Genomic DNA, 12,799 nt, shown 5'->3' with positions numbered 1-12,799 from the left:
TCCGAACGCCTCATTTCCCAAGGCGGTTACGCGCCTTGTCTCTGCATAAATATAAGATTGGAGACCACATGAACGCATCTGCCGATATTTCCGTGCAACAGGTCAAGTTGCTGATCAACGGCGAGTGGGTCGAGTCCAAGACCACCGAGTGGCAAGACATCGTCAACCCGGCCACCCAAGAGGTGCTGGCCAAAGTCCCGTTCGCTACTGCCGATGAAGTCAACGCTGCCATCGACGCTGCCCACCGCGCCTTCCAGACCTGGAAGCTGACGCCGATCGGCGCGCGCATGCGCATCATGCTCAAGCTGCAAGCCTTGATCCGCGAACATTCCAAGCGCATTGCCGTGGTGCTCAGCAACGAGCAGGGCAAGACCATTGCCGATGCTGAGGGCGATATTTTCCGCGGCCTGGAAGTGGTGGAGCACGCCTGCTCCATCGGCACCCTGCAGATGGGCGAGTTTGCTGAAAACGTCGCAGGTGGCGTCGACACCTACACCCTTCGCCAACCCATTGGCGTGTGCGCCGGCATTACTCCGTTCAACTTCCCGGCGATGATCCCGCTGTGGATGTTCCCGATGGCCATCGCCTGCGGTAACACCTTCGTTCTCAAACCGTCCGAGCAGGACCCGCTGTCAACGATGCTGCTGGTGGAGTTGGCGCTGGAAGCTGGCGTGCCGGCTGGCGTGCTCAACGTGGTGCACGGCGGCAAGGATGTGGTGGATGCGCTGTGCACTCACAAAGACATCAAGGCCGTGTCCTTCGTGGGCTCGACCGCAGTGGGCACTCACGTCTACGACTTGGCCGGCAAACACGGCAAGCGTGTGCAGTCGATGATGGGCGCCAAGAACCACGCCGTGGTGCTGCCGGATGCCAACCGTGAACACACCCTCAATGCTCTGGTCGGCGCCGGTTTCGGTGCGGCGGGCCAACGTTGCATGGCGACCTCGGTGGTGGTGCTGGTGGGCGCGTCCAAGCAATGGCTGCCGGACCTGAAAGTGCTGGCGCAAAAGCTCAAGGTCAACGCGGGCAGTGAAGCGGGCACTGATGTCGGCCCGGTGATTTCCAAGCGCGCCAAGGCACGTATCCTGGAACTCATCGAGAGCGGCGTGAAAGAAGGCGCCAAGCTGGAACTGGACGGCCGCGACATCAAGGTGCCGGGCTTCGAGCAAGGCAACTTTGTCGGCCCGACCCTGTTCTCGGGCGTGACCACCGATATGCAGATCTACACCCAGGAAATCTTCGGCCCGGTGCTGGTGGTGCTGGAGGTCGCGACCCTCGACGAGGCCATCGCCCTGGTCAACGCCAACCCGTTCGGCAACGGTACCGGCCTGTTCACCCAGAGCGGTGCGGCGGCACGCAAGTTCCAGAGCGAGATCGATGTAGGCCAGGTCGGCATCAACATTCCTATCCCGGTGCCGGTCCCTTTCTTCAGCTTCACCGGCTCGCGCGGTTCCAAGCTCGGCGACCTGGGCCCGTATGGCAAGCAAGTGGTGCAGTTCTACACCCAGACCAAGACCGTCACCAGCCGCTGGTTCGATGACGACACGGTCAACGATGGCGTCAACACCACCATCAACCTGCGCTGATTCTGGGAGACGACCATGAAGATTGCATTTATCGGCTTGGGCAACATGGGCGCACCCATGGCCCGCAACCTGATCAAGGCCGGCCATGCGCTGAACCTGTTCGACCTGAACCAGACGGTGCTCAAGGAACTGGCCGAGCTGGGTGGCACCATCAGCGATTCGCCGCGTGATGCGGCCACCGGTGCTGAACTGGTGATCACCATGCTGCCCGCCGCCGCCCATGTGCGCAGCGTCTGGCTGAATGAAGACGGTGTACTTGCCGGCATCGGTAAAGGCGTACCGGCGGTGGATTGCAGCACCATTGACCCGCAGACCATCCGCGACGTAGCGGCTGTGGCGGCCAAACAAGGTGTGGCCGTAGCCGACGCCCCCGTCTCCGGAGGCACGGGCGGCGCCGCAGCCGGGACGCTGACCTTCATGGTCGGCGCTACCCCGGAACTGTTCGCCACCCTACAACCGGTGCTGGCGCAGATGGGCCGCAACATCGTGCACTGCGGTGATGTGGGCACGGGGCAAATCGCGAAGATCTGCAACAACTTGTTGTTGGGGATCAGCATGGTCGGCGTCAGTGAGGCCATGGCCTTGGGCGATGCGCTGGGCATCGACACCCAGGTGCTGGCCGGCATCATCAACAGCTCCACCGGACGTTGCTGGAGTTCCGATACCTACAACCCATGGCCGGGCGTGATCGAAACCGCACCGTCGTCGCGTGGTTATACCGGTGGGTTTGGTGCTGACCTGATGCTCAAGGATTTGGGCTTGGCCACCGAAGCGGCGCGTCAGGCCAAGCAACCCGTGATTCTGGGCGCTGTGGCCCAGCAGTTGTATCAATCGATGAGCCAGCGTGGGGAAGGGGGCAAGGACTTCTCGGCGATTATCAACAGCTATCGCAAGCCCAAATAGGAGCGTTTCCGGGAGCCTGCTAATAGTGGGCTCCCGGGTTTTTGCGGCTCAAGCAAACACAAAATACTTACGCACTGTCTCCACAACTTCCCACGTCCCCTTCATCCCCGGTTCCACCACGAAGATATCCCCAGCTCGCAAGTGAATCGGCGCCAACCCCTCGGGCGTGATGATGCAGTAGCCTTCCTGGAAGTGGCAGTATTCCCACTTCACGTAGTCCACGTACCACTTGCCCGGGGTGCAGATCCAGGTGCCCATGATCTTGCTGCCGTCTTCGCTGGTGTAGGCGTTGAGATTGACGGTATGCGGATCGCCTTCGAGTTTTTCCCATTTGCAGGCGTCCAGGACCGGCAGGGGGTGGGTGTCGCGCAGTACGGTGATGGGCTTGGACATGATGTCTCCGAGGCAGGGAATGGAAAGATGCACCCTAAGGCCTCGGGCGTTGTGTCAGTGGTCTGAACTCGACATCGGGATGCTCAGAAGCGCAGCGGTGTGATGATCCGGAAATTACCGCGAACCCTTGTGGGAGCCGGGCTTGCCCGCGATAGCGGAGTGTCAGGCTATGAGGATGCAAGCAGTGCCACCGTCATCGCGGGCAAGCCCGGCTCCCACAGGGCACGGTGACGCATCCGGACGATATATTTGTGCGATTTCTCGTCCGTTCTTCGCAGTAAGTGCGAAAGATTTCCTGCTTCACGCCAGAATTCGCAAGAAAATTCGCAGCTGGCCCTCGTATCATTCACCCCAGTAACCGCCGAGAGCCTTCAAATGAACCCAATAAAAACGTGGTGGGATATCAGCCCGCCCTTGAGTACGGCGACCCCGACCTGGCCGGGGGATACGCCGTTCCAGGAAGAGCGCGTGTGGCAGTTTGGCCCGGAGTGTCCGGTGAATGTCGGGCGTATCACCTTGTCTCCGCACACCGGCGCCCATGTGGACGCGCCGCTGCATTACAGCGCGGACGGTGCGCCAATTGGCGAAGTGTCGCTGGATGTGTACATGGGCCCATGCCGGGTGCTGCATTGCCTGGACAGCGGCGCGCTGGTGCAGCCGCATCAGTTGGAAAGCCGTGTGGATAACCTGCCCGAGCGTGTGTTGCTGCGCACTTATCCACAAGCGCCGCTGACTGAATGGGATTCGAATTTCACCGCCATCGCTCCACAAACCATCGAACTGCTGGCCAGTCTGGGGGTGCGCTTGATCGGCATCGATACGCCCTCGCTGGACCCGCAGCAGTCCAAGACTATGGATTCTCACAACGCCGTGGCCCGCCATGGCATGGCGATTCTCGAAGGCATCGTGCTCGATGACGTACCGGAGGGCGACTATGAATTGATCGCACTGCCGCTGCGGTTTGCCAACCTGGACGCGAGCCCGGTCCGCGCCATTCTCCGCCCGCTCAAGGAGCCCACGCGATGAGCCAATGTCCTTTCTCTGCTGACTACCAGCCGCCTGAAGAATGGCATAACGCCGAACTGAATTTCTCCGAGTCCATGAGCTACGGCGATTACCTGGACCTGGGCAAAGTCCTCAGCGCCCAGCACCCGCTGTCGCCGGACCACAACGAAATGCTCTTCATCATCCAGCACCAGACGTCCGAGCTGTGGATGAAACTGATGCTCCACGAACTCAAGGCCGCCCGCGAACACGTGCGCCTGGGCGAGTTGCCGCCGGCGTTCAAGATGCTGGCGCGGGTGTCGCGGATCTTCGATCAACTGGTGCATGCCTGGGCCGTGCTGGCGACGATGACGCCGTCGGAGTACAAGTCGATCCGTCCGTTCCTGGGGCAGTCGTCGGGGTTCCAGTCGTTCCAGTACCGTGAGATCGAATTTATCCTCGGCAACAAAAGCGCGGCGCTGTTGCGGCCTCACGCCCATCGGCCGGAGCTGTTGAACGAGTTGAAAGTGGCGATTGCCACGCCGTCGCTGTACGACGAAGCGATCAACCTGATGATCAAGGCTGGCCTGGCGATTGACCCGAAACGTGCCGAGCGCGACCCGACGGCGGCGACGGTTCACGATGAATCGGTGGAGGCGGCGTGGCGCGAGGTGTATCGCGATCCGAACCGCTACTGGGACCTGTATCAGTTGGCCGAGAAGTTTATCGACCTGGAGGACTCGTTCCGCCAATGGCGCTTCCGCCATGTGACGACGGTAGAGCGGATCATCGGCTTCCAGCCCGGCACGGGCGGCACGGAAGGTGTGGGGTATTTGCGCAAGATGCTCGACACGGTGTTGTTCCCCGAGTTGTGGCGAGTGCGCTCAACGCTGTAAACAAAAAGCCCCGGAATTCCGGGGCTTTTTATTGGATGAAACACGCCTTTTGTAGGAGCCCGGCTTGCCGGCGATGGCGTCCTCAAAATTACCGCAAGGCTTGAGGCCTATCGCCGGCAAGCCGGCTCCTACAGGTTTTATGCGGTCACGGCTTTTGCGTTTCTCACCCGCAAACGGTAGGCAATGTAGATAATCCCCACCCACACCGGCATCGCATACACCGACTCGCTGATACCTGGAATCGCCAGCATCACGCTGATGATCATCACCATGAACGCCAGGCACAGGTAGTTGCTGAACGGGAACCAGAAGGTCTTGAACGACGGCGTCAGGCCTTGTTCGCCCATGGCTTTGCGGAACTTGATGTGGGTGATGCTGATCAGCGCCCAGTTGATCATCAACGAGGCAACCACCAGCGCGAACAGCAGCTCCAGCGCGCTCTGCGGTGCCACATAGTTGACCACTACACACAGCATCGTCACCAACGCTGAAATCGCCAGGGCGCGGATCGGCACGCCTTGTTTGTTCAGCTTCATCAGCGATTTCGGTGCATCACCTTGCTCGGCCAGGCCGAACAGCATGCGGCTGTTGCAGTACACGCCGCTGTTGTACACCGACAGCGCCGCGGTCAGCACCACGAAGTTGAGGATGTGTGCGGCGGTGTCGTTGCCGATCAGCGAGAAGATCTGCACGAACGGGCTACCACTGTAGGCATCGCCCGACGCGCCGAGGGTTTGCAGCAGTTGGTCCCACGGGTACAGCGACAGCAGCACGGTCAGGGCACCCACGTAGAAAATCAGGATCCGGTAGACCACCTGGTTGATCGCTTTCGGGATCACTTTGCGCGGCTCGCTGGCTTCGGCGGCAGTGATGCCGACCAGCTCCAGGCCACCGAACGAGAACATGATGAACGCCATGGACATCAACAGCCCCATGCCGCCATTCGGGAAGAACCCGCCGTGGCTCCACAGGTTGCTGACCGTGGCTTGCGGGCCGCCGGTACCGCTGAACAGCAGGTAGCAGCCGAGCACGATCATGCCGACAATCGCCACCACCTTGATGATCGCGAACCAGAACTCGGCTTCACCAAAGAACTTCACGTTCAGGGTGTTGATCAGGTTCACCGCGACAAAGAACACCAGTGCACTGACCCAGGTCGGGATCTCCGGCCACCAGAACTGGATGTACTTACCCACCGCCGTCAGTTCGGCCATGCCCACCAGCACGTAGAGCACCCAGTAGTTCCAGCCCGCCAGGAAGCCTGCGTAGCCGCCCCAGTATTTGTGGGCGAAGTGGCTGAAGGAACCGGCCACCGGCTCTTCGACGATCATCTCGCCGAGCTGGCGCATGATCAGGAACGCGATGAAACCCGCAATCGCGTAACCCAGGATCATCGACGGCCCCGCCGACTTGAGCACCCCGGCCGAGCCGAGGAACAACCCCGTGCCGATCGCCCCTCCCAAGGCGATCAGCTGAATGTGCCGGTTCTTCAGGCCACGCTTGAGGCCTACCGGGTTAACCATGTCATCCGCCATTAACATTCCCTTCTACTTGTTTTTCTCAGGGTTGAGTGCACGCCGCATCAGCCCCTCAGAAGTGCTGAGGGGTCAGATATTACTCTGCGTAAACTTTTCGTAATACAGCTGAACGCCATCAAGTGCCTGATCCGCCAGCCATTGCTGGATGGATTCGACCATTGGAGGGGGGCCGCACAGGTACATATCCGCCGAACTGTCCCGTAATTCGGCCAGGTCAAAATGCTCGGTGAGGTAGCCGCGCTTGCCGGGCCAATCGTCGGAGGGGGCGCTGAGGACTTCGGTGTAGCGAAAGCCTGCGATTTTTGCAGCATAACCCTGGATACGCGCCGCTTCGCACAAGTCCTCGGCACCGCGCACGCCGTAATACAGGTGCACCGGTTGGTCGCAACCATTGGTGGCCAGTTCATCGAGCATGCCCAGTAGGGCCGACAACCCAGTGCCACCCGCCACCAGTAGCAATGGCTTGGTGACGTGGCGCAGGTAGAAGGCGCCGAGGGGCGCTTCCATCAACAGCTCATCGCCCACCTGGCAGCGTTCGCGCAGGTAGTTGCTCATTACCCCATCGGGCAACAGGCGCACTAAAAATTGCAGGTGATTGCCCGGCAGGTTGGCGAAAGAATAGGACCGCCAACTGTCCGTGCCAGGCACCGCTAGGCGCGCATATTGGCCCGGCAGAAAATCCAGTGCCTGATCCAACTGCACCTGCAGGATCGCCGTGCTGGCCGACACCTGTTCCATCGCGCTCACGGTACCCTTGACCTGAACCGGCCCCGGCGCGTTGCACAGGCTCGAATCAAAGTCGAAGTAAAACGTTGCGTCAGACTTCACCCGCGTCTGGCAACTGAGCATCTTGCGCTGTTGCAGGTCGAGGCTGGACAGGGCTTCTTCGTCTACATAGTCCTGGCTGTAATCGCCGGACTCGCAACGGCCCTGGCAGGTGCCGCACACACCTTCACGGCAATCCAGTGGGATTTTGATGCCGTTGCGCAGTGCCGCATCCAGCAGGATTTCATGGGCGCCGACGGGGAAGAACAGGGTCTTGCCGTCGGCAAAGCTGAAGGCCACTTTGTGATTCATCCACCATTCTCCATGGATTCAATAACTGTAGGAGCTGGCTTGCCAGCGATAGCGGTCTGTCGGGCGACAGTGTTCAACAGGTCAGACGCCATCGCCGGCAAGCCGGCTCCTACAGGGTTACAGGTGATAGAAATCCAGCACCGAGTTGATGGTGTCGTTGAGCAGCAACGCGTGTTTGCGGGTGATCAACCAACTGTCGTCATGGGGCTTGAGGCTGTAGGTAGCCTGTCCGTAGAACTGCTCCGACGTAGCCAATCGATAGAACAACGTGTGCCAGTTCAATTTCACCTCCAGCGTTCCATCCGCCTGCTCGGCAATGCGCACGTTATTGATCAGGTGCAAGGTGCGCGGCATCGGTGTGGCCGACGCGGCTTTGCCGGTGCGCAAACGGAACACACGGTCTTCCAGGCCCGAGCGGTTGGCGTAGTAGATCAACGACATCTCGCGCTTGGGATCACGGGTGTAGACGTGTTCCGAGTCCCATTGCGGCAGGTGGAACTCACTCTGCGGGTCGAACAGCTGCACATAAGCGTCCCAATCCTGGGCGTCGCACAGCTCGGATTTACGGTAGAAGAACTGCTCGATCTGGTACTGCAGTTGCGCATTCATCATTCCACCTCCCGCAATGTCAGCGCTTGTCTGTCCAGGCCCTTGAGCAGGAACTGCTGCCAGTTGCGGTGCTGGTTCACGTAAAGGCCTTCATGGGTGAATTCGGTGCCGGTCATGGCCGGTTGGATGCCGATGGCTTCGCTGTTCGGCGTGGGGCCGGTTTCCCAGCGATGGCTGCCGCGTGAGATGTCGCTCCAGCGTTCCAGGCGGCCCTGGAAACCGCGTTGGGCTTCGCGAAATTCCACCAGGTCATCCGGCGTGCCCATGCCCGAGACGTTGAAGAAGTCCTCGAACTGGCGAATACGGTTTTCGCGATCCGCGTCGGATTCGCCCTTAACCCCCAGGCACTGGCTGATGATCTCGGTCTTGTTCCACGCCACCGGGCGGATGATGCGCAGTTGCGAGCTGATCTGGTCGAGAAAGAACAGGCTCGGGTAGATATTCAGGTTGCGCAGGCGGTGCATCATCCACTCGGCCTTTGGCTGGCCGTGTTCTTCCACCAGGCGCGGCATGATGGTGGCGTAGCCGGAGCGCACGCTGGGGTTGGGCATGTCGCTGAACAACACACTGTGACCATTGTTGAAGGCAAACCAGCCGTCGTCGGTGTTGGCGTCACCCGCGCCAAGCTTGCTGTAGTCCAGGGTGCTACCTGCGCCGGTGCCGTTTTCGGTGTTTACTTGCTGGCGATGCTGCACCGTGGCCACGTAGTTGTAGTGCACGGTGCTGACGTGATAACCGTCCAGGCCGTTCTCGTTTTGCAGCTTCCAATTGCCGTCGTAGGTGTAGGCGGATTTGCCTGGCAATACCTCCAACTCGCCGGTAGCGGACTGGGCGACCATCATGTCGAAGAACACTTTGGCGTCGCCCAGGAAGTCTTCCAGGCTGTCGGTGCCCGCCACATCCAGGCTGATGAACACAAAGCCTTTGTAGCTCTCGATGCGTGCCTTTTTCAGCCCGCGCGTCGCCTTGTCGAAACCCTCCGGGTATTCCCCCGGCGCCTTGACCTTCACCAGCCGGCCATCGCTCTTGTAGCACCAGGCATGGAATGGGCAAGTGAAGGTGGACTGGTTGCCCTTGCCGACACGGGTAAGCGTGGTGCCGCGATGTTGGCAAGCATTGATCAGTGCATTGAGCCGACCTTCGCCGTCGCGGGTGATGATCATCGGCTGGCGCCCGGCGCGCATCGTCACGAAGTCATGGTTGTTCGCCAGTTCGCTTTCGTGGCAGGCGTAGATCCAGTTTTTTTCGAAGATCAGTTCCATCTCCAGATCGAACAGCTCCGGCTCGGTGAACATGTCACGGGCGATGCGGAACACTTCATCCGCCGGGCGAAAATCCAGACAACCTTCGATAAATGTTTTCCACTGCTCGACGCTTCTTGCACCACTCATGGGAGGCACCTTTTGATAGGGCTAATCGGTGGTTTATTAGAGGCAGCGGGGCAGGGCGCGGGCTATCCGCTTAGTGGGGGAACCTGCGCCGGATAATTGGGCAGCAAATACCCAACCCGGTGCGCAGCGGTGACGGGATGCGCTACTGTCTGGCAGGGCAATGGCCGTAAAAGTCGGCGTCTTATCCACTTAGTCGACCATTGCTATCCACCCGCTGGCCATTGCGTCGGCGTGGCGCATTATTTGCTGTCGAACAACAACGACGCGCCATCAGAGCGCGCAACAGCCTAACCGCCGTGGGTGCACCCTGATGAGCAGCCAAACGATTCAACGCTTCGACCTGGAAGGCGCACGCAGCTGGATGTCCGGCATCTGCGGGCCCCATCGCCTGGCCACCGCCACGCCCGAGCGCCTGCGTTTCCACCACAGTGCCAATATGTTCAAGTCCCGCGCCACCACCTTGGGTGTGATCGAATACGGCACCGACGTGACCATCGACATCGAAGACGCCGAGCACTTCAGCAGCTACAGCCTGAGCCTCCCGTTGGTGGGCGAGCAGGAGTTGAGCAAGAACGGTGAGCGCCTGAACTCCAACCGCGACCAGGGCGTGATTATCTCGCCCAACGAGCACCAGGTACTGGCGATTTCCGGCGACTGCCGCAAGTTGCAGGTGGTGATCACGCGGGCGGCGATGAGTGAGTCGCTGGAAGGTTTGCTGCAACGGCCGATTGATGCGCCGCTGCGCTTTGAGTCGGGGATGGACGCGGTGGACGGCGCTTCGGCGGCGTGGTGGCGCATGGCGCGCTACTTCATTGCAGAACTGGAGCACGGCAGCGAGTTGTATGAGCAGGCCGCCTTTACCCGCGACCTGGAAAGCTCGTTGATCAAGGGGCTGATCCTGGCCCAGCCGAACAACTACTCCGAAGAGCTGCGCGATGTACTGGGGGTGAAACTGCCGCATTACCTGATCCGTGCGCGCCAGTACATCCACGACAACGCCCGCGAAGCGGTGCACCTGGAAGACCTGGAAGCCGCTGCGGGTGTGTCGCGGTTCAAGCTGTTCGATGCGTTTCGCAAGTACTTTGCGCTGTCGCCGATGGCTTATTTGAAGAAGCATCGGCTTTCTGCGGTGCGCCAGGCAATCCTTGAGCACGGCTCTACACGCACCATCTCTGAGATTGCCCTGGGCTGGGGCTTTACCCACCTGGGGCGGTTCTCGGCGGAGTACCGCAAGCTGTTCGATGAGTCGCCGAGCCAGACCCTGCAGCGCAATGATGCGCGACGCCTGCGTGGCTAGATCAACTCTTCCACCAGTTGCAGGCAATGACTGAGCCCCGGCGATTGATCATTCACCCGTCGGCTGAGGATGATCGGCGAGGTCGCAGTCGCCTCCACAATCGGCGTGTAGCCGATGTCCGCACGGTGCAACACCTGCACCGACGCGGGCACCAGCGTCACGCCCATGCCGGCGCCGACCAGGCCGATGGCGGTCTGCAATTCGTTGGTCCACTGCGCCACCCTGAGGCTCAAGCCATGGGCGTCGAACAGTGCGATCACATGGTCGGCGTAGCTGGGGCGTGGGTTGCCGGGGTAGAGCACAAAAGGCTCGGCGGCCAGTTGGGCGAGGGTGGTGGGCGCGCCCAGCAACGGATGGCCGGCAGGCAGCACAGCGACCAGCCGATCCTCGACCAAGACGCGTTGGACAATGGCCGGGTCGTCGATGCGAATCCGCCCGAATCCCACATCGATGCGCCCGGCCTTGAGCGCTTCGACCTGCTGCAAGGTGGTCATTTCCGACAACCCCAACTCCAGCTCCAGCGCCTCATGGGTGCGCAGCCGGCGAATCAGTTCCGGCAGCACGCCATACAGGGTCGAGGGCGCAAAGCCGATGCCCAGCCAAGTCTTTTCGCCCTGGCCGATGCGTCGCGTGTTGTCGCAGACCTTGTTCAGTTGTTCCAGCAGCACGTTGGCGTGTTCATAAAAAAACCTCCCGGCCTCGGTCAGCCGCAGCGGTCGGCCACGCTCAAGCAAAATGACGCCCAGTTCATCCTCCAATTGCTGGATCTGCCGGCTCAACGGCGGCTGGGCGATGTGCAGGCGTTCGGCCGCGCGGGTGAAGTTGAGGGTCTCCCCCAGCACCTGGAAATAGCGCAGGTGACGCAGTTCCATGACGGCTCCTTTCATACCTTGAGGGTATTGTTCGAGACCCATTCTATATTGGAACCCTTGAAAGATACGGCACAGAATCGGCTCAAATCTATAAAGAACCCAACGGGTATAGCCATGCCGATTTGCGCCATCGAGTCGATCGACACGATCATCGTCGACCTCCCCACCATCCGCCCGCACAAGCTGGCGATGCACACGATGCAAAACCAGACCTTGGTGGTCATCCGCCTGCGCTGCGCCGACGGCATCGAAGGCATTGGCGAGGCCACCACCATTGGCGGCCTGAGCTACGGCAACGAAAGCCCCGACAGTATCAAGGTCAACATCGACCGCCACTTCGCGCCGCTGCTGATCGGCCAAGACGCGAGCAATATCAACGCGGCCATGTTGCGCCTGGAGCGCAGCATTCGCGGCAACACCTTTGCCAAGTCCGGGATCGAAAGCGCCTTGCTCGATGCCCTGGGCAAACGCCTGAACCTGCCGGTCAGCGAACTGCTCGGCGGCCGTGTGCGCGATGCCTTGCCGGTGGCCTGGACCCTGGCCAGCGGCAACACCGAAAAGGACATTGCCGAAGCGGAAAAGATGCTCGACCTGCGCCGCCACCGTATTTTCAAATTGAAGATCGGCGCCGGTGAAGTCAGCCACGACTTGGCCCATGTGATCGCGATCAAAAAAGCCCTGGGCGACCGCGCCAGTGTGCGCGTCGACGTCAACCAGGCCTGGGATGAAGCGGTGGCACTGCGTGCCTGCAAGGTGCTCGGCGACAACGGCATCGACCTGATCGAGCAGCCCATTTCACGCAACAACCGCGGCGGTATGGCGCGGCTCAACCTGTCGAGCCCGGCGCCGATCATGGCGGATGAGTCCATCGAGTGTGTCGAGGATGCGTTCAACCTGGCCCGCGAAGGTGCGGCCTCGGTGTTCGCCCTCAAGATCGCCAAGAACGGCGGCCCGCGTGCGGTGTTGCGTACGGCGGCGATTGCCGAAGCGGCGGGCATCGGCCTGTACGGCGGCACCATGCTGGAAGGCGGCATCGGCACCCTGGCGTCGGCCCATGCCTTTCTCACGCTGAGCAAACTGGCGTGGGACACCGAACTGTTCGGCCCGTTGTTGCTCACCGAAGACATCCTCACCGAGCCGCCGGTGTACCGCGATTTCCAGCTGCATGTCTCCACCGCACCGGGCCTGGGCCTGGCCATCGATGAAGAGCGTCTGGCGTTCTTCCGTCGTGACAAACACTAAGAGGCACCTGC

General features: G+C 60.8%; 12 protein-coding genes. 6 read left to right on the top strand and 6 right to left on the bottom strand.

Annotated elements, in window-relative coordinates; all coding sequences use genetic code 11:
- Positions 1-68: 68 nt before the first annotated feature.
- Both ACP7C6_RS28725 and mmsB read left to right on the top strand, forming a co-directional pair.
- Complete coding sequence (locus ACP7C6_RS28725) at positions 69-1,586, top strand: CoA-acylating methylmalonate-semialdehyde dehydrogenase (RefSeq protein ID WP_028617936.1); 1,518 nt, start codon at positions 69-71, stop codon at positions 1,584-1,586.
- 15 nt (positions 1,587-1,601) lie between these two features.
- Positions 1,602-2,489: a 3-hydroxyisobutyrate dehydrogenase gene (mmsB, locus tag ACP7C6_RS28720; protein WP_028617935.1), complete on the top strand. Its 888-nt coding sequence runs from the start codon at positions 1,602-1,604 to the stop codon at positions 2,487-2,489.
- A gap of 48 nt (positions 2,490-2,537) precedes the next feature.
- Here mmsB and ACP7C6_RS28715 read toward each other — a convergent pair whose 3' ends face one another.
- On the bottom strand, positions 2,538-2,882 hold the full coding sequence (locus ACP7C6_RS28715; protein ID WP_025858010.1) for a cupin domain-containing protein: 345 nt from the start codon (positions 2,880-2,882) through the stop codon (positions 2,538-2,540).
- Positions 2,883-3,257: 375 nt separating this feature from the next.
- Between ACP7C6_RS28715 and kynB the strand changes: the two genes are divergently transcribed.
- Together kynB and kynA are read left to right on the top strand one after the other, a co-directional pair.
- The gene (kynB, locus tag ACP7C6_RS28710; protein ID WP_028617934.1) at positions 3,258-3,908 is read left to right on the top strand and encodes an arylformamidase; all 651 of its coding nucleotides are present in this window, start codon (positions 3,258-3,260) and stop codon (positions 3,906-3,908) included.
- Entirely contained in the window at positions 3,905-4,762 is an 858-nt protein-coding gene (kynA, locus tag ACP7C6_RS28705; protein ID WP_028617933.1) for a tryptophan 2,3-dioxygenase, read from the top strand. Before kynB ends, kynA begins: the two co-directional genes overlap by 4 nt.
- Before the next feature lie 137 nt (positions 4,763-4,899).
- Here kynA and ACP7C6_RS28700 read toward each other — a convergent pair whose 3' ends face one another.
- The 4 genes from ACP7C6_RS28700 to antA all read right to left on the bottom strand — a co-directional run bounded on the left by ACP7C6_RS28700 (position 4,900) and on the right by antA (position 9,377).
- Positions 4,900-6,297, bottom strand: coding sequence for an amino acid permease (locus ACP7C6_RS28700; RefSeq protein ID WP_177096856.1), 1,398 nt, complete (start codon positions 6,295-6,297; stop codon positions 4,900-4,902).
- A gap of 72 nt (positions 6,298-6,369) precedes the next feature.
- A complete protein-coding gene (gene antC / locus ACP7C6_RS28695) occupies positions 6,370-7,377 on the bottom strand; it encodes an anthranilate 1,2-dioxygenase electron transfer component AntC (protein ID WP_305382782.1) in 1,008 nt (335 codons plus the stop codon).
- Between the two features lie 117 nt (positions 7,378-7,494).
- On the bottom strand, positions 7,495-7,986 hold the full coding sequence (antB, locus tag ACP7C6_RS28690) for an anthranilate 1,2-dioxygenase small subunit (protein WP_028617930.1): 492 nt from the start codon (positions 7,984-7,986) through the stop codon (positions 7,495-7,497).
- Positions 7,986-9,377 (bottom strand): anthranilate 1,2-dioxygenase large subunit, encoded by a 1,392-nt coding sequence (gene antA, locus ACP7C6_RS28685; protein ID WP_028617929.1) that lies wholly within the window; start codon positions 9,375-9,377, stop codon positions 7,986-7,988. Before antA ends, antB begins: the two co-directional genes overlap by 1 nt.
- A gap of 310 nt (positions 9,378-9,687) precedes the next feature.
- Between antA and ACP7C6_RS28680 the strand changes: the two genes are divergently transcribed.
- Positions 9,688-10,674, top strand: a complete 987-nt coding sequence (locus ACP7C6_RS28680; RefSeq protein ID WP_028617928.1) for an AraC family transcriptional regulator — start codon at positions 9,688-9,690, stop codon at positions 10,672-10,674.
- On the opposite strand, the gene ACP7C6_RS28675 is transcribed toward ACP7C6_RS28680, so the two are convergent.
- Complete coding sequence (locus tag ACP7C6_RS28675) at positions 10,671-11,546, bottom strand: LysR family transcriptional regulator (protein ID WP_028617927.1); 876 nt, start codon at positions 11,544-11,546, stop codon at positions 10,671-10,673. The genes ACP7C6_RS28680 and ACP7C6_RS28675 overlap by 4 nt on opposite strands.
- A gap of 114 nt (positions 11,547-11,660) precedes the next feature.
- Here ACP7C6_RS28675 and ACP7C6_RS28670 point away from each other — a divergent pair, with 114 nt between their 5' ends.
- A complete protein-coding gene (locus tag ACP7C6_RS28670; RefSeq protein ID WP_028617926.1) occupies positions 11,661-12,788 on the top strand; it encodes a muconate cycloisomerase family protein in 1,128 nt (375 codons plus the stop codon).
- The last annotated feature ends 11 nt before the right edge of the window (positions 12,789-12,799 follow it).

The organism is Pseudomonas sp. TWR1-1-4 (assembly GCF_049897165.1).
GTDB lineage: Bacteria > Pseudomonadota > Gammaproteobacteria > Pseudomonadales > Pseudomonadaceae > Aquipseudomonas > Aquipseudomonas canadensis.
This window is presented reverse-complemented; position numbering and strand designations above follow the sequence as displayed.